The organism is Mesorhizobium sp. B3-1-8 (genome assembly GCF_006439495.1).
In the GTDB taxonomy this organism is placed as follows: domain Bacteria; phylum Pseudomonadota; class Alphaproteobacteria; order Rhizobiales; family Rhizobiaceae; genus Mesorhizobium.
In genome coordinates this window covers 75,545-97,295 of the sequence record NZ_VFTK01000015.1, presented here as the reverse complement: position 1 = coordinate 97,295, position 21,751 = coordinate 75,545, and the positions used below count along the sequence as shown (strand labels likewise).

23 protein-coding genes are annotated in these 21,751 nt (G+C 63.4%); 11 read left to right on the top strand and 12 right to left on the bottom strand.

Annotation, left to right across the window (positions count from 1 at the left end):
* Positions 1–46 precede the first annotated feature (46 nt).
* From FJ424_RS15890 to FJ424_RS15875, 4 genes are read left to right on the top strand one after another with little or no spacing between them, the layout of a single operon-like run.
* Positions 47–1,297, top strand: coding sequence for an extracellular solute-binding protein (locus FJ424_RS15890; RefSeq protein WP_140653805.1), 1,251 nt, complete (start codon positions 47–49; stop codon positions 1,295–1,297).
* Positions 1,298–1,314: 17 nt separating this feature from the next.
* On the top strand, positions 1,315–2,250 hold the full coding sequence (locus tag FJ424_RS15885) for a sugar ABC transporter permease (RefSeq protein WP_140653804.1): 936 nt from the start codon (positions 1,315–1,317) through the stop codon (positions 2,248–2,250).
* Entirely contained in the window at positions 2,250–3,080 is an 831-nt protein-coding gene (locus FJ424_RS15880) for a carbohydrate ABC transporter permease (protein WP_140653802.1), read from the top strand. Before FJ424_RS15885 ends, FJ424_RS15880 begins: the two co-directional genes overlap by 1 nt.
* A 36-nt stretch (positions 3,081–3,116) precedes the next feature.
* Positions 3,117–4,049 carry a 3-keto-5-aminohexanoate cleavage protein gene (locus FJ424_RS15875; RefSeq protein ID WP_140653800.1) on the top strand — a complete coding sequence of 311 codons (933 nt, stop codon included), beginning with the start codon at positions 3,117–3,119 and terminating at the stop codon, positions 4,047–4,049.
* Positions 4,050–4,061: 12 nt separating this feature from the next.
* On the opposite strand, the gene FJ424_RS15870 is transcribed toward FJ424_RS15875, so the two are convergent.
* Positions 4,062–4,355: an HlyU family transcriptional regulator gene (locus FJ424_RS15870; protein ID WP_140653798.1), complete on the bottom strand. Its 294-nt coding sequence runs from the start codon at positions 4,353–4,355 to the stop codon at positions 4,062–4,064.
* Between the two features lie 67 nt (positions 4,356–4,422).
* Positions 4,423–5,064 (bottom strand): TetR/AcrR family transcriptional regulator, encoded by a 642-nt coding sequence (locus FJ424_RS15865; protein WP_140653797.1) that lies wholly within the window; start codon positions 5,062–5,064, stop codon positions 4,423–4,425.
* Between the two features lie 174 nt (positions 5,065–5,238).
* Between FJ424_RS15865 and FJ424_RS15860 the strand changes: the two genes are divergently transcribed.
* Both FJ424_RS15860 and FJ424_RS15855 read left to right on the top strand, forming a co-directional pair.
* Entirely contained in the window at positions 5,239–5,916 is a 678-nt protein-coding gene (locus FJ424_RS15860; RefSeq protein WP_140653795.1) for a PspA/IM30 family protein, read from the top strand.
* Positions 5,917–5,957: 41 nt separating this feature from the next.
* Complete coding sequence (locus FJ424_RS15855; protein ID WP_140653793.1) at positions 5,958–6,218, top strand: YiaA/YiaB family inner membrane protein; 261 nt, start codon at positions 5,958–5,960, stop codon at positions 6,216–6,218.
* Positions 6,219–6,295: 77 nt separating this feature from the next.
* Here FJ424_RS15855 and FJ424_RS15850 read toward each other — a convergent pair whose 3' ends face one another.
* The 6 genes from FJ424_RS15850 to FJ424_RS15825 all read right to left on the bottom strand — a co-directional run bounded on the left by FJ424_RS15850 (position 6,296) and on the right by FJ424_RS15825 (position 13,033).
* Positions 6,296–6,952: a PadR family transcriptional regulator gene (locus tag FJ424_RS15850; RefSeq protein ID WP_140653791.1), complete on the bottom strand. Its 657-nt coding sequence runs from the start codon at positions 6,950–6,952 to the stop codon at positions 6,296–6,298.
* Between the two features lie 136 nt (positions 6,953–7,088).
* Positions 7,089–7,469, bottom strand: coding sequence for a DCC1-like thiol-disulfide oxidoreductase family protein (locus FJ424_RS15845; protein ID WP_181175256.1), 381 nt, complete (start codon positions 7,467–7,469; stop codon positions 7,089–7,091).
* Between the two features lie 162 nt (positions 7,470–7,631).
* A complete protein-coding gene (locus tag FJ424_RS15840) occupies positions 7,632–7,925 on the bottom strand; it encodes a GYD domain-containing protein (RefSeq protein ID WP_140640672.1) in 294 nt (97 codons plus the stop codon).
* Positions 7,926–8,132: 207 nt separating this feature from the next.
* Complete coding sequence (rpoD, locus tag FJ424_RS15835; RefSeq protein ID WP_140640674.1) at positions 8,133–10,160, bottom strand: RNA polymerase sigma factor RpoD; 2,028 nt, start codon at positions 10,158–10,160, stop codon at positions 8,133–8,135.
* Positions 10,161–10,589: 429 nt separating this feature from the next.
* Complete coding sequence (gene dnaG, locus FJ424_RS15830) at positions 10,590–12,533, bottom strand: DNA primase (protein WP_140653789.1); 1,944 nt, start codon at positions 12,531–12,533, stop codon at positions 10,590–10,592.
* A gap of 137 nt (positions 12,534–12,670) precedes the next feature.
* Positions 12,671–13,033 (bottom strand): RcnB family protein, encoded by a 363-nt coding sequence (locus FJ424_RS15825; protein WP_140653787.1) that lies wholly within the window; start codon positions 13,031–13,033, stop codon positions 12,671–12,673.
* A 363-nt stretch (positions 13,034–13,396) separates the two neighbouring features.
* Here FJ424_RS15825 and FJ424_RS15820 point away from each other — a divergent pair, with 363 nt between their 5' ends.
* From FJ424_RS15820 to FJ424_RS15810, 3 genes are all read left to right on the top strand, one after another.
* A complete protein-coding gene (locus tag FJ424_RS15820) occupies positions 13,397–15,061 on the top strand; it encodes a Na/Pi cotransporter family protein (RefSeq protein ID WP_140653785.1) in 1,665 nt (554 codons plus the stop codon).
* A 95-nt stretch (positions 15,062–15,156) separates the two neighbouring features.
* Positions 15,157–15,366 carry a DUF2061 domain-containing protein gene (locus FJ424_RS15815; RefSeq protein WP_140640682.1) on the top strand — a complete coding sequence of 70 codons (210 nt, stop codon included), beginning with the start codon at positions 15,157–15,159 and terminating at the stop codon, positions 15,364–15,366.
* A 126-nt stretch (positions 15,367–15,492) separates the two neighbouring features.
* Complete coding sequence (locus FJ424_RS15810; RefSeq protein ID WP_140653784.1) at positions 15,493–16,674, top strand: MFS transporter; 1,182 nt, start codon at positions 15,493–15,495, stop codon at positions 16,672–16,674.
* Positions 16,675–16,690: 16 nt separating this feature from the next.
* Here FJ424_RS15810 and FJ424_RS15805 read toward each other — a convergent pair whose 3' ends face one another.
* Positions 16,691–18,067 carry a PLP-dependent aminotransferase family protein gene (locus tag FJ424_RS15805; RefSeq protein WP_181182032.1) on the bottom strand — a complete coding sequence of 459 codons (1,377 nt, stop codon included), beginning with the start codon at positions 18,065–18,067 and terminating at the stop codon, positions 16,691–16,693.
* 113 nt (positions 18,068–18,180) lie between these two features.
* Between FJ424_RS15805 and FJ424_RS15800 the strand changes: the two genes are divergently transcribed.
* Complete coding sequence (locus FJ424_RS15800; RefSeq protein WP_140640688.1) at positions 18,181–18,567, top strand: DUF983 domain-containing protein; 387 nt, start codon at positions 18,181–18,183, stop codon at positions 18,565–18,567.
* 3 nt (positions 18,568–18,570) lie between these two features.
* Here the strand turns inward: FJ424_RS15800 and FJ424_RS15795 are convergent, their stop codons facing one another.
* Both FJ424_RS15795 and FJ424_RS15790 read right to left on the bottom strand, forming a co-directional pair.
* Positions 18,571–19,128 (bottom strand): GNAT family N-acetyltransferase, encoded by a 558-nt coding sequence (locus FJ424_RS15795; RefSeq protein ID WP_140653780.1) that lies wholly within the window; start codon positions 19,126–19,128, stop codon positions 18,571–18,573.
* Positions 19,129–19,176: 48 nt separating this feature from the next.
* Positions 19,177–19,887, bottom strand: coding sequence for a DNA helicase (locus FJ424_RS15790; RefSeq protein WP_140653778.1), 711 nt, complete (start codon positions 19,885–19,887; stop codon positions 19,177–19,179).
* Positions 19,888–20,172: 285 nt separating this feature from the next.
* On the opposite strand from FJ424_RS15790, the gene FJ424_RS15785 reads away from it, so the two are divergent.
* Positions 20,173–21,171, top strand: a complete 999-nt coding sequence (locus FJ424_RS15785) for a hypothetical protein (RefSeq protein WP_140653776.1) — start codon at positions 20,173–20,175, stop codon at positions 21,169–21,171.
* A gap of 13 nt (positions 21,172–21,184) precedes the next feature.
* Here FJ424_RS15785 and FJ424_RS15780 read toward each other — a convergent pair whose 3' ends face one another.
* On the bottom strand, positions 21,185–21,634 hold the full coding sequence (locus tag FJ424_RS15780; protein WP_095817380.1) for a GatB/YqeY domain-containing protein: 450 nt from the start codon (positions 21,632–21,634) through the stop codon (positions 21,185–21,187).
* Positions 21,635–21,751 lie beyond the last annotated feature (117 nt).

The window sequence follows — 21,751 nt, the reverse complement described above, 5'->3', positions numbered from 1 at the left end:
TTAATCGCGTCAAAGCGCATGAAGCGCTGAATGGGAGATCGGGAAGATGAGCAGGAGAAGGATCGGCCTGGCCCTCGCGGCCGCCTCTTTCGCATGGGGATTCGCAACAAGTCTGGCGCACGCCGCCGACATCTCGTTCTGGACCTGGCGCCAGGAAGACAAGGCCGCCTACAACGAGCTCTTCGCCGACTTCACCAAGGCCAATCCGGACATCCACGTGAAGTTCGAGTCCTTCCCGGACGAGAATTATCCGACCATCGTCTCGACGGCGTTGGCCGGCGGCAAGGGCGGCGACGTCATCCACACCCATGCCTATGGCTGGCTCGAGCAATTCGTGAAGGCCGGTTATTTCGAGCCGCTCGACATGAGCACCGTGCCCTCGCTCGCCAACCAGCCGGCGGATGCGCTGGTGTCCGGCACCTACCGCGCCGACAAGAAGGTCTATTCGCTGCCCTTCGCCTCGCAGACGCTTGGCCTGTTCATCAACAAGGACGTCTTCGCCAAGGCCGGCCTGACGCCGCCGACCACCTGGGATGAGTTCATCGCCGCCAGCAAGGCGCTGAAGGAAAGGGGCATCTATCCCTTGGCTAACGGCATGGGCACAAGCTGGTTCAACGAGATGTTCGTGGCCATCTTCACCAACCCGTTCCTCGGCCAGGACTTCGTCAGCGACCTGACCAGCGGCAAGACCACCTTCAAGGACCCGCGCTATGTCGCGGCACTCGGCAAGCTGCTCGAACTGCGGCCCTATATGCCCGAAGGCTTCGAAGGCATCGACTATGAGACGGCCGGCCAGCTGTTCCTGAGCGGCAAGGCGGCGATGCTCGCCGGCGGCAGCTTCGACATCGCCACCTACCGGTCGCAGAACCCCGCCATCAACATGGACTTCGTCGCCCCGCCAATGGCCAAGGCCGGCGACACGCCGCAAGCCACGAAATTCTTCGACGGCGGCTACGCGGTCAATTCCAAGTCGGCCAACAAGGAAGCGGCGCTCAAGCTGGTCAACTGGATGGGCACCAAGGAGTTCGGCGACAAGTTCTCGGCCTTGCTCGGCAACATCTCGCCGATCAAGGGCGTCGTCATCAAGGACGAACTCTTGTCGCATGTCGCCAAGTTGAACGAGACGGCGATGCCGCATATCAATGTCGTCTATTTCCGCTTCGAGAAGCCGACGGGATCGGAGCTGCTGCAGGGCGACATCACCAAGATGATGTCCGGATCGATCACGCCGGACCAACTCGCCGCCGACATCACCGACGGCCTCGCCAAATGGTACAAGCCGTTCCAGGGCCAGTGAGTTCCAGGGCAAGTGAGATGACGGACGGCTGGCGCCACACCGAAAGACCTTTTCCGTGGCGCCGGTCGCTCTGGATTGCCGCGCTGCTGACGCCGGCGCTGGTGGTCATGGTGCTGTTCGTGCTGTGGCCGCTCCTGTCGGCCTTCCGCTTCGCCTTCTATGAGTTCAACGGCCTGCGTCCGTCCGGCTTCATCGGTTTCGAAAATTTCCGCGAGGTCCTGTTCGAAAAGCCATATAGCGACTGGACTTACAATGCGCTGAAGCACAACGTCGTCGCCTTTCTGGCGCTGATGGTCTTCGAGAACGGCACTGCTTTCCTGATCGCCTTCGCGCTGCTCAAGGCGCTGCCGGGCCATCGCGTCCATCAGGTCATCGTCTTCCTGCCGGTGGTGCTGTCGGCGGTGATCGTCGGCTTCCTGTGGAAGCTGTTCCTGCATCCCCTGTTCGGGCTGGTGAACCAGCTCATTGGCCTGGTCGGCGTCGGCGCCATTCCGTGGCTCGGCAACGAAAACACTGCGCTCGGCAGCATCCTGTTCGCCAACATCTGGCACTGGCTCGGCTTCCCCACTCTGGTGCTGCTTGCCGGCATGCAGCGCATCAGCAAGGACGTGCTGGAGGCCGCCCGCCTCGACGGCGCCGGCGACTACGCGCTGATGACGAAGATCGTCTGGCCGTTGATCGCGCCGAGCGTCACCATCGTCACCATCCTGACCTTCATCGGCAGCTTCAACTGGTTCGAAATCCCTTATGTGATGGCCGGCCTGACGGGTTCGCCGGGCGGCTCGACCGACGTGCTCGGCCTCTATTTCTACCGCACGGCCTTCGGCAGCACGACCACCGGCATCCAGGATTTCGGCCAGGGCAGCGCGCTGGCCGTGCTGATGTTCGTCTTCGTCGCCGGCGTCACCGCCATCGCCCTGCGTTACCTGCGCCGTCGCGAAATCGAGCAGTGATGAGGGATCGCGGCGAGACGATCAGGAACGGCGCCATCCAGCTCTTGCTGGCGGTCAATGCCGTGATCATGATCTATCCGCTGTTCGTCATGGTGGCGTCGTCGTTCAAGACCAACGCCGAGATCTTTTCCTCGCCGCTCTCGCTGCCGACGCATTTCTCGACCGCCAATCTGGAGAAGGTTTGGACCGAGACCAATTTCGTCCGCTATTTGGCAAATTCGGTTGGCATCACCGCGGCCTCGGTCGCGCTGATCCTTTTGTTCAGCACGCTCGCCGGCTATGCGATCGCCCGCTACCGGTTCCGGCTGAGCTCGCTGGTCCTGATGTTCTTCCTGAGCGGCATGACCGTGCCGCTGAAGCTGGCGATCATCCCGCTGTTCATCCAATTGGACACGCTCGATCTCGTCGACAGCTATCTCGGGCTGGTGCTCGTCTATGTGGCCATGGGCATTCCTTCGGCTGTCTTCATCATGACCGGCTTCCTGCGCACCTTGCCGCGCGAGTTGGAGGAATCCGCCCGTATGGACGGCGCCAGCGAGCTCCGCATCATGTGGTCGATCATGCTGCCGCTGGCGCGGCCGGCGCTGGTCATCGTGGCGATCCAGAACGCGGTGCCGATCTGGAACGACTTTTTCTTCCCGCTGGTGCTGATCACTTCCGACAATTTGAAGACACTGCCGCAAGGGCTGACCGTGTTCGTCGGCGAATTCACCACCGACTGGGGGGTGCTGTTCACCGGTCTGACACTGGCGGCGCTGCCGATTACCCTGCTCTATATCGTGCTGTCGAAGCAGTTCATTTCTGGCATCACGCAAGGCGCGGTTAAATAGGCGCAGTCAGACAGCGAAGAGATCGAGGCATCAAAAGTGGCGAACCGGAACAAGATCATCATCACCTGCGCGGTCACAGGCTCGATCCATACGCCGTCAATGTCGCCGCATCTGCCGGTGACGGCCGAGGAGATCGCCACCGCCGCCATCGAGGCGGCCGAGGCGGGCGCCGCGATCGTCCATCTTCACGCCCGCAATCCGGTCGATGGACGCCCCGACCAGTCGACAGAGGCGTTCGCCCCTTTCCTGCAGGTCATCAAGCAGCGCTCCAACTGCGTCGTCAACATCACCACCGGGGGTGCTGCGACGATGAGCGTGGAGGAGCGCGTCCGACCGGCGAAGGTGTTCGCGCCCGAGGTCGCGTCGCTCAACATGGGCTCGATGAACTTCGCGCTGTTCCCGATGCTGGAGCGCTTCAAGACCTTCGAGCATGAGTGGGAGCGGCCTTATCTGGAATCCTCGCGCGACCGCATCTTCCGCAACACCTTTGGCGACATCGAGCACATATTGCGCACCTGCGCCGACAACGGCACGCGCTTCGAGATCGAGTGCTACGACATCGGCCACCTTTACACGCTGGCGCATTTCGTCGAGCGCGGCCTGGTCAAGGCGCCGTTCTTCGTCCAGAGCGTGTTCGGCATCCTCGGCGGCATCGGCACGCATCCCGAAGACGTCGCCCATATGAAACGCACGGCCGACCGCCTGTTCGGCAACGACTATCACTGGTCGGTCCTGGGCGCCGGCCGCCATCAATTGCCGATCGCCACGCAGGCGATCGCGCTGGGCGGCAATGTGCGGGTCGGCCTGGAGGATTCGCTGTGGATCGGCAAGGGCAAGCTTGCCCGCTCCAGCGCCGAGCAGGTGACCAAGGTCCGCCAGATTATCGAAGGCCTCGGCGCCTCGATCGCCACGCCCGACGAGGCGCGCCAGATCCTGCAGCTCAAGGGCGGCGACAAGGTCGCGTTCTGACTGGGGCGCCGGTCAGCCGAACATCCGCTCGCCCTGCTCGTCGACGAGCTGGATGCCCTTCTTGATCGAGATGTCGACGGCGTCGTCGAGCCCGGCGAAACGGTCGGCGCGGATGAAGCGGTGCTCCTTCATCACGCCGTCCACTTCCTTCGAGACGACGCCGCAGGTCTGGTACTGGCCTTCGGCCTTGTAGGGCGTCGCGCTGATCAGGAATCCCTTGTGCTCGACCTGCTTTGCCGGCTTGGTGGAGCCAGTCTCCGTTGCCTCACTACCGCCGCCGCCAAAAAGCTTTTTCAGAAAAGACATTTTTCAAAACTCCCGTTCACGCCCACACAAGAGGAATCACCGCATCCCCTGTTCGCGCAGGCCCTGTTCACGCAGGCTTTGTCTCAGCATGCGCGAATGCGCCGCCGTGTTCCAGCCCCTTGACGAAAACGCCGACAAGAAGCTCGATCTGATGCCAGATCTCCTCGGCCTGCCTGCTGTTCGAATTCGCAACATAGCCACTGGTCACAATGCCATGCACGCTTGACCACAGGGTCCGCGCCGCAAGCGCGCGGCGGTCGTCGTCGAGGCCGAAATCGCCTGCCTTGAGCACGCCGGCGACGATGTCGAAGAGCGCGTCGAGCAGCGCGTCATAAGCGTCCGGGCCAGGCCGCGTCGCGCGTCGGCGGTTGAAGGCAAGCACAGCCGGCCAACTGCCGGGATGCGCCTCGACGAAGCGCACATAGGCAGCCGCCATCGCCAGGATGCGATGCTGGACGTCGGTCACCCCTTGCCTTTCGAGATCGGCCATCGCCGCCAAGCCTGTCGCGCCCAACCGGTCGAGCAGCCGCATGTTGACGGCGCGGTGCACCTCGTCGAGATCGGCAAACAGATTGTAGACCGATCCGACGGAGATGCCGGCCTGCTCGGCGATGGTGCGCGCTTTCAGGTTCTCGGCGCCGCCCTCGTTGAGCAGCGCCTCGGCGATGGCGAGCACCTTCTCGCTCATCTCTTCCTTGTCCAGCGCCATGCTCTTTCCTGTCCTTATGTCCGAAGTCGCAAGCCTAGCCGGGAATTCATTCCATTTGCTTGCGTTTACCATGTCCGGCAGCTCATGAACAGCGTTCAAAATAGCTCTTAAACAATGTTCATTTCCTGTAATGTTGAGTTTGTGAACAACGTTCACGAAAACAGGGAGAAGACCATGCTTAGCCTGATCAAGACATTGCTGGACGGCGCCAGCGCACGGGCCGAGGACAATCTGAAGGATCGTTTTGCGATCGACCTCCTGGCCCAGCGCATCCGCGACGCGGAGGCGGGCCTTGCCGCCGCCAAGCAGACGCTCGCCTCGCTGATCGTACGCCAGCGAGCCGAGCAGACCAGCCTCGACCAGCTCGACCGCCGCATCGCCGATCTGGAGACCCGCACGCTCAGCGCGCTTTCGGCCAACAACCGGGCGCTTGCCGAAGGCGGCGCTTCCGCAATCGCCGAACTTGAGAACGAGCGCGAGGTCCGCCGCGCCACGGTCAAGAGCCTGGGCGAGAAGACCTTGCGGATGCGTCTGTCCGTAGAACAGGCGCATCGCCGTATCATCGATCTCAACCAGGGCATGATTTCCGCCCGTGCGATCGATGCAGAACGCAAGGCGCAGTCCCGTCTCAACCGTTCGATCGGCCGCACCGCGAGCATCAACGAAGCGGAGGAATTGCTCGCTCGCATCAAGGAAAGCAGCGACCCGTTCGAGGAGGCCGGCATCCTCGACGAGATCGACGGCGAGCTGCGCCACGAGGCGATCCGTGAACGCCTCGCCGAAGCAGGCCACGGACCAGCCACCAAGGTGCGCGCTGAGCACGTCCTGGCGCGCCTGAAATCGCTGAACTGAGCCCGAAATTCCAAAACGGATCAAACCAAAGGAACACCACGATGAACGGCAATCAGACTTACATTTTGTTCAATACGGTGTCGGTGGGCGCCGCCTACTTCATGCTGGCCCTGTCGCTGTGGCTGGCGCCGGTCGACCTCTCGACCAAAGGTTACTGGGCGATGGGCGTCCTCTTGCTCACCGGCAGCCTGGTGAACCTGGTCAAGTACCGCACCGACGAGCGGATCGCGGCCGAGACCACCGCCAAGATCGAGAAGGCGCGCAACGAGAAGCTGATCAGCGAATATGTCGGCAAGGAATAATCCCTGCCCTTACCGATCACGGACTGAATGCAAAAGCCCGGAGCGATCCGGGCTTTTGGGTTCCATATGAGAATGTCTTAGCGACGAGCCAAGGCCTCGATCGCCTCGGCGGCGTCTTCCAGGATGCTGATCGCCTCGGCCTGCTTGTCTTCCGGCGCGTCGGCGATGTCGCCGAGCGCGGCGCGCAGCCGGTGGCGCAGCGCGCGGAACCGGTCGCGCGTTTCCGAGCGGCCGCGGCGCCCCTCGTCCTTGTCGTCGCCCCAGCCGAACCATTCGCGCGCCGCGGCCATCTTGCGGCCGAAACGCTCAAGATGGTCGAGCACGCTGTCGATCATCTCGCGATTCTCCTCGAGATGCGCCTTGCCGGCCTCGGTGATCGAAAACACCTTCTTGTTGCCTTCGCTAGAGGACACCGCGTAGCCCGCCTCCTCCAGGAAGGTCAGCGTCGGATAGACCACGCCCGGGCTCGGGCTGTAGACGCCGCTGGTGCGCTCTTCCAGAGCCTTGATGATGTCGTAGCCGTGGCGCGGCGCGTCGGCCAAAAGCGACAGCGTGATCAGCTTGAGATCGCCGTCGGCCAGCATGCGCCCGGCGCGGAACATGTCGCCCGGGCCGCCGCGTCCGCCGCCCCTGCCGCCATGGCCGAACGGGCCAAAGCCGCCGCCGCCGCGGCCGCCGAATTTGCCGGCCATATGCATGAACATACGCTCGCCGAAGTGGTTGTGTCTGTGCATGGATTGCTCCTTGAGTTATATCTTACGATACATCGTAAGTAAGACGCACGGCTTGCAGAGTCAAGATATATCTTAAGATGTATCTTACGACGTGCCAAGACCGCTTATGCGTCTTCGTATGACTGGGCCGAGAGCGCTACCAATGGCCCTTGCGTCGGTTCCAGGCGTAGAGCACGTCCGCGAAACGGTCATAGGCAAAGCGCGTCAACGGCAGGGCGATGGGGTTGCCGAACAAGCTCGCCAGCCATTCCCCGCCCGGCGTGATCCGCCAGACCGCGATCGCCACGTCGGCGCCAACCAGCAGCCGCCCGCTGGCGTCGGTCGCGTGCAGGCGCCGGCGAATATCCTCCAGCGAGGCGCCGAAGGCGGAGAGCGCCTCGGGTTCGAAATTGATGTCGCGGAATTCGACGCGGCCGGCCTTGACCGCTTCGGCGAGCCGCCGCTTCTGGTGGTTGATGCCGGCGTCGCACACCGGACAGCGTGTGTTGTACCAGACGGTGAGCAGCGGCTTGGGCATGGCGCGACTATCGGGAATGCGGCGCGACTGCGCAACAGCCGCGCCGATCCCTAGGGCAATTCCAGGAAAAGTGTGGGCGGTTTTCCGCCTGGAAATTGCAACAAAACAAAGACTTAGTGCGGTTCACCGTTTCCGTGAAACGGTGAACCGCTCTAAGTCGCCTTACCCGAGCGAGCTGATGATTTCGCGATAGGCGAATTCCGGGAACGCCTTCATCGTCCGCGTTTTGACATTGCCGCCCGACGACAACAGCAGCGCGAAGCGGGCGAGCACCGCATCGTCCGGGGCTTCGACGATGGCGACCATGTCGCATTCGCCCATGGTCAGATAGAACGACTTGAACGATCCGCCCATTTCTCCCAGCAGCTTCTTGGCGGCATCGAGCCGCTTTGGCGACTCCCGCACATTCTTGGCGCCCAGCTCGGTCCAGTTGATAAGCACGATGTAGGTTGTCATGGCACACCTCCCTCCGGCGCCACGGAGCTCGACGCCTGGCCGTTACGACCGGCGCCGGGGCGGGCATCCGGCTTTGTCGCCCATAAATGCATCCGACCCCGAAATTATCCTCCTGCCGGGCAAAGCCGGCAAGCCGGCATGAGAGACGGCCGGGAACGAAAAAGGGCGCCGGAGGCGCCCTTTGGATCTTGATATGTCTGGTTCCGCTCAGCTGTCGAGGAAGCTTCTGAGCTTGCGCGACCGGCTCGGATGCTTGAGCTTGCGCAGCGCCTTCGCTTCGATCTGGCGGATGCGCTCGCGCGTGACCGAGAATTGCTGGCCGACTTCTTCCAACGTATGATCGGTGTTCATGCCGATGCCGAAACGCATGCGCAGCACGCGCTCCTCGCGCGGCGTCAGCGAGGCAAGCACGCGCGTCGTCGTCTCGCGCAGATTGGCCTGGATCGCCGCGTCGATCGGCAGGATCGCCATCTTGTCCTCGATGAAGTCGCCGAGATGCGAATCCTCTTCGTCGCCGACAGGCGTTTCGAGCGAGATCGGCTCCTTGGCGATCTTCAGTACCTTGCGCACTTTTTCCAGCGGCATGGCGAGCTTCTCGGCCAGTTCCTCCGGCGTTGGCTCGCGGCCGATCTCGTGCAGCATCTGGCGCGAGGTGCGCACGATCTTGTTGATCGTCTCGATCATGTGCACCGGAATGCGGATGGTGCGCGCCTGGTCGGCGATCGAGCGGGTGATGGCCTGCCGGATCCACCAGGTGGCGTAGGTCGAGAACTTGTAGCCGCGGCGGTACTCGAACTTGTCGACCGCCTTCATCAGGCCGATATTGCCTTCCTGGATCAGGTCGAGGAACTGCAGGCCGCGGTTGGTGTATTTCTTGGCGATGGAGATGACCAGGCGAAGGTTCGCCTCGACCATTTCCTTCTTGGCGATCGCAGCCTCCCGCTCGCCCTTCTGCACCTGGTTCACGATCTTGCGGAATTCCAGGATCGAGATCGCCGTTTCGGTGGCGAGGTTCTGGATCTCGGCGCGCAGCTCCTTGATCGCGTCCTTCTCGTTCTTGGTGAACTCCTTCCAGCCGCGCGAGGTCAGGTTGGCGATCGAGCGGGTCCAGTTGGGATCGAGCTCCGAGCCCTGATACTCCCTGAGGAATTCCTCACGGCGCACGCCATAGCTTTCGGCGAGACGCAAAAGCTTGCCCTCGTTCTGCACCAGGCGCTTGTTGATGTCATAGAGCTGCTCGACCAGCGCCTCGATGCGCGCGGCGTTGAGCGACAGCGACTTCACCGCCTTGATCAGCTGGTCCTTCAGCTCCTTCAGGCGGCGGTCCTGACTGGGCGAGAGCGTGCCGGCCGCGGCCAGGCGGTTCTCGACCTGCTGGTCCTGCAACTTGCGCAGCTTCTTGTAGGTGTCGGCGATGACGTCGAGCGTCTCCATCACCTGCGGACGCAGTTCCGCTTCCATCGCGGCCAGCGACAGGCTCGCCTCGTCCTCGTCGTCTTCCTCTTCCTCCAGCCCACGCGTGTCGCCGCCGACATTGGTGATGTCGTCTTCTTCCTCGCGCGCCGCCGCGCGGCCGCGCGGCTTCTCTTCGGGCTTGGGCGCTTCCTCGACGCGTTCGACCACGGGCGCCTGCTTGGCCTCGGGGCCGGCATAGGTTGCCTCGAGGTCGATGATCTCGCGCAGCAGGATCTTCGATTCGTTGAGCTCGTCGCGCCAGATGATGATGGCCTGGAAGGTCAGCGGGCTTTCGCACAGCCCCGCGATCATCGTTTCGCGGCCGGCCTCGATGCGCTTGGCGATCGCGATTTCGCCCTCGCGCGACAGCAGCTCGACCGAGCCCATCTCGCGCAGATACATGCGCACCGGGTCGTCGGTGCGATCGGTCGGCTCTTTCTTGGTGGTCGTGGCGGCGACGGCGGTGCCGGTCTGCTCGGCGAGCTCGTTGGCGTCTTCCTCGGCGTCGGCGGCCGGCTCGGCTTCGGTCTCCTCGCCCACCTCGTCGTCCTCGACGACGTTGATGCCCATGTCGCTGAGCATCGCATTGATATCTTCGATGCGGTCCGGATCCGTCTCTTCCGAGGGCAGCACCGCGTTGAGCTCGTCGAGCGTGACATAGCCGCGTTTCTTCGCGGCCTTGATCATCTTCTTGACAGCATCGTCGGAAAGGTCGAGCAGAGGGCCATCGGTGGCGCCTTCACGTTCGGTCTCGACCTCTTCCTTTTCCTTTGTCGCCATTCTTTGTCGTCTCCAAGCGGCCGAATATCGAGGCCGCGTAAACTGTCGGATCGGTTTTGCCGGATGCGCTCGCACCGGAACGCTTTTTACCGGTCCGGCAACCGTGTCATCGCTTTTGTTTTGTGCCTGTCGCTAGTCCCAAACCGGTTTCCACTTTTGGGCGACATGCATTAAGTCCAGATTAACCCTGATATCTGGAGCGGGCACTTTGCCTGTCCAGTTGTCACCAGTGCCTCACATCGCTCGAATTTCCCGCCGACGCCGGGGCACGGGTTAACGTTTCGAATCGTCCTGATTCCGCCAATCTGCCAGAAGGTCAAGCGCCTCTGGCATGATTCGCATGAAAAAAGCGAATCAATTACCCGACTTAGAGGCGTCGATTCGACGCGCTGCGCATTTCCACTTCACTTCCAATGGAGGTATTCGGCCCTAAACGCGGCCAACCCTGCCCGATGAAACGCCAAACCCTTCGATCAGCGCTTCCGTTGCCTGCACATCGTTGAATTGCGCTTGAATCTCGACGAGATGCCGGAAGTTTTCGTCCGAAGGGTCTGCATCGAGCGCCGCCTGCGCCTGTTTCAGCTCTCTATGTAATGTGCGGGCGCTGCGCTGCAAGTGCATCGCCTGGTTGAAGGCGTCGCGGGCATCCTCGAGCGCCGCGGTCTCCAGCGCCGGCCATTGACGCGCGCGCTTGATCAGTTCCACCGCCCGCTCCCAGATGCCGCCGCAGCCGGCGCGCTCGATGGTGGCGATGACCGCGCCGCGCTCGTCGGCCGCGTCATGCGCCATCGCGTCGAGGATGGCGGCGTGGAGTTTCAGCAAATCCGAATTGGCGAGGTCGAGGAATTCGACATGCGCGAAATTCTCGTCGATCAGTGCCGGATGGTTGACGAGCGCCACGATGATCGTCGCCTCGCGCACCGACATCCCCTCGCCCCGCTTGACCAGCGCCGACTTGCCGAGGCTTTCGCTGATCGCGATGCGCCCGCTTCCGCCCTTGGCGAACTGTCCACCGGGCGCCGCGGCTTTGCCTTGGCCGCGTTCGCCTGGCCGCCCGCCATCCTGACGGCCCTGCCGCGGGCCGCGCTGCGAGCCGAAGAAGCTCAGCTCCCGCTCGCGCATTTCCTGTTGGTAGTGATAGCGTGTGCTTTCGTCGCGTATACGACTTGCGAGCTCACGCAGCCTTTTTCCAAGTTCCGCCCGACGCTCCGGCGTGTCGAAGACGCCGCCCGCGGTCTCGCGCATCCACAACAGGTCGACCAGCGGTCGCGCATCGGCAAGCACCGCGCGAAATGCGTCCGGTCCGTCCGCCTTGACCAGATCGTCAGGGTCCTTGCCTTCCGGCAGCAGCGCAAAGCGCGCCGAGCGTCCAGGTTGGACTGCCGGCAGCGCCAGGTCGGCGGCGCGCCATGCCGCCTTCAGCCCCGCCTGGTCGCCGTCGAAGCACAGAACCGGCTCGCCGGCCATGCGCCACAACAGCTCGAGCTGGTTTTCGGTAAGGGCCGTGCCGAGCGGCGCCACGGCGTTCTCGAAACCGGCCTGCGCCAACGCGATCACGTCCATATAGCCTTCGACCGCGATTACCGTGCCGCCCTTGGCGAGAGCCTTGCGGGCGCGGGCGAAATTGTAGAGCACATTGCCCTTGTGGAAGAGCTCCGTCTCCGGCGAATTCATGTATTTGGCCGGAGCATCGGGCGCCAGCGCCCGCCCGCCGAAGGCGATGATCTTGCCGCGCGAATCCGGGATTGGAAACATGATGCGGTCGCGGAACCAGTCATAGGAGACCGGGATGTCGTCGCCATGTCGCACCAGGCCGCAAGCCTCGATGTCGGCCTTCGGCACGCCCTTGGCGGCAAGATGTTCCTTGAGCGCGTTGCGGCTGTCCGGCGCATAACCCAGCCGGAACGACTGCTGCGTCGCCGGCGTCAGCCCGCGGTCGCGCAGATAGGCGCGCGCCTTGGCACCCTCCGGTCCTTGCAGCCGCTCCTGGAAGAAGGCGGTCGCCATTTCCATGACGTCGGTCAGGCTGGCGCGTTCCTTCTCGCGCCGTTCCTCTTGTTCGTTGCGCACCGGCATCGGCACGCCGGCCATCTCGGCGATCTTCTCGACCGCTTCGGGGAAGCTGATGCCGTCGAGCTCGGTGAGGAACTTGAAATGGTCGCCCGAAACCGAGCAGCCGAAGCAGTGGTAGCGGCCCTTCTTGTCCTCGCAATGGAAGGACGGGCTTTTCTCGCCGTGGAACGGACAACAGGCCCAGTAGTCGCCGCGCGACGCGTTGGTCTTTTTCCTGTCCCACGCGACGCGGGTGCCGATGACCTGCGAAATCGGCACGCGGTCGCGTATCTCGTCGAGGAAGGCGGGCGGAAAGCGCATCGGGGAAACTCTTTTGCCCTCCATATAATCAAGCCGCCCGGGCACGGCGACTCCGTCCGGCCCATCGTACCCGCTTTTCACAGACGAAAAAGAAGGCGGCCGGGCGGCCACCTTCTGAATTTCGGGATTGCCGCGGATTACTGCGCGGCGATCGCGCCAAAGATGATGCCGGAAAGGACGCTGACCAGCACGTAGTCGTTGCCGACTCGGATCCACTCCTGGCCGGGGCCGGGGCGGCGCAGGCCATGGCGGTTCCAGTCGCGCACCGCCTGGTGACGTTTCCAGTTGGAATAGCGCTGGCCGTTGCGCCAATGGCTGCGCTTTACCACCTTCTTCTTGACGATGACGCGCTTGTCGACATGCCTGCCGGGCTTCTGCCAGTCGACCTGCGTGTAATTCGACTGCGGCGCGCTCGGTTGGACGAGCGGCGCGGCCTGGCCGGAGAAGGCCGAGGCGGCCAGCATGGAGGCGGTGACGGCGGAAAGTATGAGACGCTTCATGGTCAGTACTCCTTGTTGTCGATAGGCAGAGGAATAGCCGCCAATGGATGAACTGAAACTGAACATGAAAATTACAATTCTGTAATGGTTTCCGATGCTTGCAGAGCCTGCTTCAACAAGGCTTTGGATCGCGCCGGTCGTGCCGTTCCGGCATCGCTTCATTCCGAGCGAAGGCGCAGCCGCCAGGCGCATGCAACCAATGTTTCCGCCATTCATTTCCGACATGCGCCGTCGAGCCGAGACTATCATCGCATCAGAAAAATCTATTATTCGGCTAATCTTAATTGGTATATTTCCACGCATTGAAATGATTGAGATTCGTCCTCCTCCACGCATTGCCAGAGCCACCTTGCGAGGTCGGCCTTGAGCGGCTCCGTCGTCCTCCTGCACCTTGCCGGCGCGGTGGCGCTGATGCTGTTCGCCACCCGCATGGTCAAGACAGGCGTCGAGCGCGCCTATGGCGACGTGCTGCGCCACAGGCTGCGCGCCACCATGCGCAATCCGGTCATGGCGGTGCTGGCCGGCTGTGGGCTGGCGGTCGCGCTGCAGAGTTCGACCGCGGTGACGCTGCTGGTCGGCTCCTTCGCCGGAGCCGGCATCGTTTCGGGCGCCGCCGGGCAATTGGCAGTGCGCGGCGCCGAGATCGGTTCGGCGCTGGTGGCCAAGCTGCTCACCTTCGACCTGACGCTCTTGGTGCCGCTCTGCCTGATCGCGGGCACGGTCATGTTCATGGCCACCGAGCGGCGCGATTGGCGGCAGCTGGGCCGTATCCTGATCGGCGTCGGCCTGCTGATCCTGTCGCTGGAGATGATCGGTCAGGCGTCGGAGCCGCTGCGCAACAGCCAGTTGATGCCGCTGATCATCAATTATTTCTCGGGCGATTCCATCACCACCTATCTCCTGGCCGCGCTGGTCACCTGGCTGTTCCAGTCCAGCATTGCCGCGGTGCTGCTGATGGCGACGCTGGCGGGCCGCGGGCTGATCACGCCGGAGCTCGGCGTGGTGCTGGTGCTTGGCGTCAATCTTGGCTCGTCGCTCATCGCGCCGATGCTGACGCGGTCCGCACCGCCCGAGGTGCGCATCGTGCCGATCGGCAATCTCTTGATGCGCGGCCTCGGCTCGCTGATCATGCTGGTGCTGATCATGACCTTCAAACCGGATGTCGCCTTCCTCGGCAAGACCGCACCGGATCAGATCGTCAACGCCCACATTTTGTTCAACGTGCTGATCCTGCTGGCCGGACTGCCGCTGGCCGGCCTCGTCTACCGCGCTTCCGAAAAGATCGTGGCGCTGGGCAGCAAGCCTCAGCCGGCCGCCGCGCTCGAGGTCGTCGAGCTGTCGGCGCTGAACGAGAGCGCCCTCGATACGCCGAGCCAGGCGCTGGCCAACGCGACGCGTGAGGTGGTGCGGGTCTGCGAAATCGTCGAAATCATGCTGAAGCGCATCATCGAGCTTTACGAGGATGCCGACCCCGCCAAGATCAAGGCGCTTGCCGCGCTCGACGACCGTGTCGACAGGAAGCATGCCGCGATCAAGCTCTATCTCGCCAAGATCACCAGGAATCCGCTGACCGAGGACGAGGCATTGCGGTGCCAGGAGCTGATCGGCGCTTGCGTCAAGCTCGAGCAGGTCGGCGACATCATCGTGCGCAACATGCTGGTGCATGTCAGGAAGAAGCTGGAGCGCGGCCTGGAATTCACGCCGGAAGGCTGGCAGGAACTTTGCGCTTTCCATTCCTCCGTGCTTGCCAATGCGCGGCTTGCCTTCAACGTTCTGGTCTCGCGAGATCCGGAAACCGCCAGGCAATTGGTGCTGGAAAAGGACCTGCTGCGCGAACGCGAGAAAGAAACCAGCGCCAGCCATTTCGTGCGCCTGCGCGAAGGCACCGCCAAGAGCGTCGAGACGAGCTCGATCCACCTCGACACGATCCGCGACCTGAAGCAGATCAACTCGCTGCTTGCCTCCATTGCCTATCCGGTGCTGGAGGAGCGCGGCCTGCTTGGCGGCTCGCGGCTGAAAGCCAGCTGAGGTTATCGAAGGCAGCCGAAAAATTAATCTTTGCTCATCCTCGCTTCCGTCGGCTAAGGATCGCCTGAGGGACCTGTTAGGAGGACGATCCGTCGATGGACACGCATTCGCGCAGCTTCGCCAAGGCGCTTTCCTGGCGCGTCACCGGCACGATCGACACGATGATCATATCGCTTGTGGTGACCGGCAGCATCAAGCTCGCGGCCACCATCGGGCTCACCGAAGTCGTCACCAAGTCGCTGCTCTACTACCTGCATGAACGGGCCTGGCTGAAGATCCCGTATGGACGCAAAACGGCGGCGTAGTCGCGGCGACAGGCCGGTTCTGATCGGTCCGGTCAAGAAAAGCTAAAGCGCCATCGTCAATTTCTGCATTGCCGCGCCCGCCCGGGCGTGGTTTGAGGCGTGCATTCCTCGCCTGTGTTTTGAACCATGCTGCCGCTGATTGCCCTTTTCCTTGCCGCCTTCGCCTTCGGCACCACCGAATTCGTCATCGCCGGCGTGTTGCCCGAGGTGGCGCAGGGCCTCGGCGTTTCGGTGCCGACCGCAGGCTATCTCGTCTCCGGCTATGCCTGCGGCATTGCCATCGGCGGCCCGCTGCTGGCTTTGGCCACCGGCAAGATCTCGCGCAAGACGCTGCTGATCGGGCTGACGATCGCCTTCACCCTTGGTCAGGCGGCCTGCGCGCTGGCGCCCGATTTCACCTCGATGCTTCTGCTGCGTATCGCGACTGCCGTGGCGCATGGCTGCTATTTCGGCGTCGCCATGGTGGTCGCGGTCAGCCTGGTGCGCGAGGACCAGCGCGGCCGGGCGGTCGCGGTCATTCTCTCGGGACTGACGGTCTCCAATGTCATCGGCGTGCCGGCGGGAACGGCGATCGGCAGCCTGTGGGGTTGGCGCGCGACCTTCTGGGTGATGGGCGCGCTGGGCATCATCGCGATCCTCGCCATGCTGGCGCTGCTGCCGCGAACGGCGGGCGCCGCCAATCGGCCAGCGGGCCTGGCGCGCGAAGTCCGTGTGCTCGCCCGCCAGCAGGTCTGGACGTCGCTGATCCTGATGCTGATGCTGATGATCGGCCAGTTTGCGCTGTTCACCTACATCACCCCGATGCTGCTCGAAGTGACTGGCCTCCACGAGAGCCTGATCCCCTTTGTGCTTTTGCTCAACGGCGTCGGCGCCACGATCGGCGTTCTGGTCGGCGGCAAGCTCGCCGACTGGAAGCTGATGCCGTCGCTCATCGTCATGCTTGCCCTGCAGGCGGTGGCGCTGGGCATCATCCATCTTGTCAGCCCCTACCCGGTGCCGATGGTCGTCGCCATCGTCATCTGGGGCGGTCTCAACTTCGCCATCGGCGCGCCGATCCAGACGCGCATCCTCGCCTGGACGGCCGATGCCTCCAACCTCGCCTCTTCGCTGATTCCGTCCGGCTTCAATGTCGGCATCGCGCTGGCCGCCTCGCTGGGCGCGGCGATGCTCAATGCCGGCTACGGCTATCGCAGCCTGCCGCTGGCCGGCGCCTTGGCGATGCTGGTGGCGGTGGTGGTGGCTGTCGCCTCGCAGGCCTGGGAGTGGCGCAGCCGCGCGACCCCGCCGCTGCCGGCGGCGGCCGAATAGCAGGCTTTCGCTTGCCTTAGACTTTTGGCCGAGAAGGGCCCGCAGGTCCCGAAAGAATGGAAGCCAGGCCTTGAAGGCCCTCCTTCAACCGTTCGCGGTTGGGGGTGGCGCCCAGCGCCAGGCGAAAGCCGTTGGGAAACTCCTGCCCGACAGCGAACTCTTCCGCGGGGCTGATGGCGAGCCCTCGACGGCGAGCGGTGCCGGCGAGCTCTTCCGAGCGCAGTTGGCTCTCCAGCGGATACCATAGATGCAAGCCGGACTCCGATGCCACAAAACCCTCGGGCAGGATGTCGCGCGCGATCTCTTGCCTGGCCTGCGCTTCGGCGCGCACGGCGGCGGTGATTTCCCCGGCAAGACCGCTGCGCAGCCACTCGCAGGCGAGGCCCGTCATCAGCGGCGGCGCCATCATCGTCGTGCCGCGTATCGCTGCCGCGACCCGCTCCGCGGCTTGCTGATCGGGCACCGCCAGGAAGGCCGTGCGCAGGAAAGGTGAGATGCATTTCGCCAACGTCGCGACATGGAAGGTCCGCTCCGGCGCCAGATTCAGAAAGGCCGGCGGCGGTGCGGCGAGCAACCTTCTGTAGGGATCGTCCTCGATGATGGTCAGCTCGAATTTTTCGGCCATGCGGGCGAGTTCGCGCCGGCGGCCTTCGGGCATGACGGATGCGGTCGGATTTTGAAGCGCCGGATTGAGGTAGAGAATACGGGCGCCATGCCGGCGCGCCGCCTCTTCGAGATCGTCCGGCCGCATGCCCTTGCTATCGTTTGCGACAGCGGCGAGCTTGCGGCGCGCGGCCTCGGCCAGCGCGATCAGCCCGGGGTAGGTCAGCGCATCGCAAAGGATCGCGTCGCCCTCGCGGGTCTGAGACAGCACGACGGCCGTGAGCAGCGCCTGCGCGCCCGAGCCGACAACGACCCTCTCGGCCGGCAACCTGTCCCCCGTTTCGGCAAGCCATGACGAGCCGACGGCGCGCTCCACGGGCGAGCCCGGACCGGGATGGTAGGAAAGCAGCGCTTCGGCGCTGGAGCGCTTGAGCAATCCCTCGATGCCCGTCCTGATCAAGGCCGGCAGGTTGAGGCCGGCCGGTGCCGGCGGAATGTTCATGCTGAGATCGAGGACAGGCTCTTCCGGATCGCCCGGCGTGACGAAGGTGCCCCGGCCCGCCTTCGCGTCGATGAGGTTCCTGCGCCTGGCTTCGGAAAACGCCCGCGTGACCGTCGTGAGATCGACCCCCAGCAGCCTTGCGAGTTCCCGCTGCGGCGGCAACCTGTCGCCAGGCTGCAACCGGCCGTTCGAGCGGGCATCCGCAAGGGCGTCGACGATCTTCAGATAGACCGGTCGCGGCCCTGCCTCCAGAACCGGGAGCCAGCCGATGTCGCTTTCGCCCGTCACGTGTCGCCAATCCATACATTTTGTCGCATTGTATGCATACAAGTATGATATATGTATGTATCCGAGACCTCAAGGCCTGTACCGGCCCTCACGCGAGGTCCATTGGAGCGATCATGGAAGACCTTGCGCATTACCCACGTTTGGTACCTTGGCAGGTAGGAATCCGTGGCCGTTGCCCGCGTTGCGGCGAGGGCCACCTGTTCGAGGGATTCTTGAAACTGGCTCCGAAATGCGATGTCTGCGGGCTCGACTATTCCTTTGCCGATCCAGCCGACGGCCCGGCGTTCTTCGTCATCTGCTTTGCTTGTGTGCCTTCGGTGCTGTTCGCCGTCTGGGCGCAGGTGACTTTCGAGCCCTCCATGTGGTTCCACGCTTTCGTTTCGATCCCGATCGTTCTTGCGACCTGCATCCCGCCGCTCAGGCCGCTCAAAGGCTGGCTCGTCGCAAGCCAGTTCTACCACAAGGCGGAAGAAGGAAGGCTGGCCAGGCCCGGCGAGTAACCTTCAAAGGTCGATACGGAACTTGAGGCTCTCCGCGCCGCCATAGGCGGCGTCCTCGAAGAAGCGGCCGACGAGTTTGCCGCCATTGGCTGTGATGACCTTGTGCGAAGCCGGATTGCCCGGCTTCGCGGTGATCTCGACATGGTCGAGCCCGACCGCCCTCGCCTCGTCCAGCATCAGCCGCAACGCTTCGGTGGCATAGCCTCGGCTCCGCTTCCACGGCACCACCGCATAGCCGATATGGCCAAGCACATGCGAGGGCAGCGCCGACGTGCCCTTCTGCCAGCGAAAACCGATCGAGCCGGCGGCCTCGCCATCCCAGATCCAGCGCCGGAAGCCCGGTAGGCGCGGCACGGTCGTGCCGTCGGGCAAGGTGATGGGCGGCCCCTTCGCTTCGGGGTCGTCAAGGCCGGCGAGAAAGGCGATGGGATCTTTCTCGATCGCCTCGAGCTGCTCGCGCGTCGCTTCGAGGAACCGCACATTGTCGGGCGACCACCCGCGCTCCAGCGCCGCCTTGTAGGAAGGCAAATGTTCGAGCGCGGGTTTGACGATCTCGATCATGGTTCGCTTCCCTGTCGTGACCCGGCATAGCCGCGGCACGGATCGCCCTCAAGTCGCCTGAAACCGGATTTCGCCCTTGTTCAGGAAACAAGCCTTGTCGAACAGTGACATGTCGAGCGGGTTCGGCAGCCGGATATCGCCGATACCCGGGAACGGTCTCCCGGAGGAATCATAGGACCTGTCGACCTGCGAGATGAAGACCAGGACCAGTCTCCGTTCCCGGGCAAACGACCTCAAGGCGCGGATCTGGACCATGAGCTCGGGATTCTCCCGCTTCTGGTCGAGCAGTTGCAGATAGTCGATGACCGCCAGCGTGCCGCGCGGCGCCGACCGCAACCTCTCGACGATGTAACTGGCGCTTATGGCGTCGGAATTGTCGAAATCGAACAGGTGATTGAAATCGGCCGGGTCGATCCCGATGTCGCGGAACCGGTCGAGAATGTCGGCATGCATGTATTCCAGGGTGAAGAACACGGCGCGACTGCCTTGCTTCATGGCCGCCACGGCGAGATCGAGGCTCATCAGCGTCTTGCCCTGGCCTGGCCGCGCCGCCACGAGAACCATGTCGCCGGGGATCAGCCGCCTCAGCAAGCTGTCGCCGGGCGCGGCCTCGGCGGCCTTGGCCGCAAGCAGGCTCCAGCTGGCAAAGCCTTCCTTGGCGGCAACGCGGTCGAGCGCCTGATGGAGCGGAACATTTTCCCGGCGGGACAGGAGCCTCGCCTGGCGTTTCAGATGATAGACGGGTGCGGAAAGCCGCATCGAAAAACCTCCTGCCGCGAGCAGTCTCGACAACCCCTCCTTTTGCCTGGCGCTCGAACAGTTGGTTGGATGTGAATTGCCCTGCATGAACGATGCTTCCCGATGGAGGGAGGAGGCGTGGGCGCGCCGGAATCAGATCATAGCTCAATCGAAGCGGTCCGGAAATCCGACTTCCAAAAGGCGTCGCTAAACTAGAAGTGTTTCGCCGATGGATGCGAGATCTTCTATGATCGACCTGGGTGATTCACGGGTACGAGACAACGCTTCGACAGGAGGGGCAAAACGGTGGGGTTGAAATCTGTTCCGCTGGGCGCGGCCATCTTTTGTCTTGTCGCGACCCTCGCCGCATTGACGGCGTCCGTCAGCTCGTTCGCGGCCTTGCGGCCGTCGACCATTCCGGACTGGCTGCAGCGCCATGTCGGCGACGGCGAGGGCCAGATTTCGCAGGTCGTTCTGGAGCGGGCGCGCGCGCTCTACCAGAAGAAGGTCAGCGATGGTTCGGTCGGCAACCCCTGCTACTTCGCCATGGATGCCACGCGTCCCGGCGACCTCGGCAACAGCGTGCTCGGCCAGCGCTACTACATCATATGCGAAAGCAAGCAGCTCTTCCGCGCGGTTTCCTCGGGCCATGGCGGCGGCCGCAACCTGAAAGGCGTTGCCGATTTCTCCAACGGCAGGCGTTGCGCGAAGAACTTCGGCAACGCGATGGACTCCGCGCTGACGGCCGGCGGCGCCTATATGACCGCCGAGACCAAGACGTCCTTCAAGGGGTATTACCGTGTCGGCGCGCAGAACGCGGTGTTCATGCGTAGCTTCATCCAGTTCGACGGCGAAGGCGAAGCGGCGAACGCCAGGCAGCGCGTGATCGGCGGCCATCCGGCTGCCTTGCTCAGGGGCATGTGCATGCGCAAAGACCCGAACAGCTCATACGCCGACCATGACGGCCTTGTTCCGTTCGGCAAGCTGGTGAACTATGCCGGCGGCCGCAGCAATGGCTGCACCAGCTGGTCGCCGGCCGATGCCGAGCAGATCATCCCGCTGGTGAAGAACAAACCGACGACGCTCTACATTTATCCGGAATCGCGCGACATCGCCGCTGTCGCCCGGGCAAAGGCCGCAGGCCAATCGCTGTCAGGCGCGGGCCTCTATTGGAACGCCTCCTGCCTGAGCGAGATCGGCTCGCCGAAATTCTGGCCCAGGAAGACGCTGGAGCCGATCATCGCGCAGTACAAGAAGGATCATCCGGCACCGCCGCCGCAGCCGATACCGATGTGCAAGGATTAGCGAAGCCGCACCCCTACTGCAGCAGCCCCTTGATGATGGCGCTGGCCTTGGCGAAGTCCATCTGGCCGGCATACTTCTGCTTCAGCGCGCCGATCACCTTGCCCATGTCCTTTTGGCTGGCGGCACCCGTCGCCGCGATCGCTTCGCGCGCCGCAGCCTGGATCGCAGCGTCGTCGAGTTGCGTCGGCAGGAACGCGCGGATGATTTCCATCTCGCCGCGCTCCTGCGCCGCCAGTTCCGGCCGCTTGCCGTCCTCGAAGGCCTTGGCCGATTCCTCGCGCTGCTTCACCATCTTGGCGAGGATCTGCAGGATCTCTTCCTCGCTCGCCGGCGGCTTGCCGGCGCCGCGATTGGCGATGTCGCGATCGTGGATAGCGGCCTGGATCAGCCGCAGCGTCGGCAGGCGGTGCTTGTCCTGCGCCTTCATCGCGCTCTTCATGGATTCGGCGATTTTCTCGCGCATCGTGCTTCTCCTTCGAATGCGGCGGACAATAGCTTTGCCGAACAGCCAACGCAAATCGCGGCAAGATGCTGATATTGCTGGACGAAAGCAAATCGGCCGTGGTCCGGGGACGCCGCA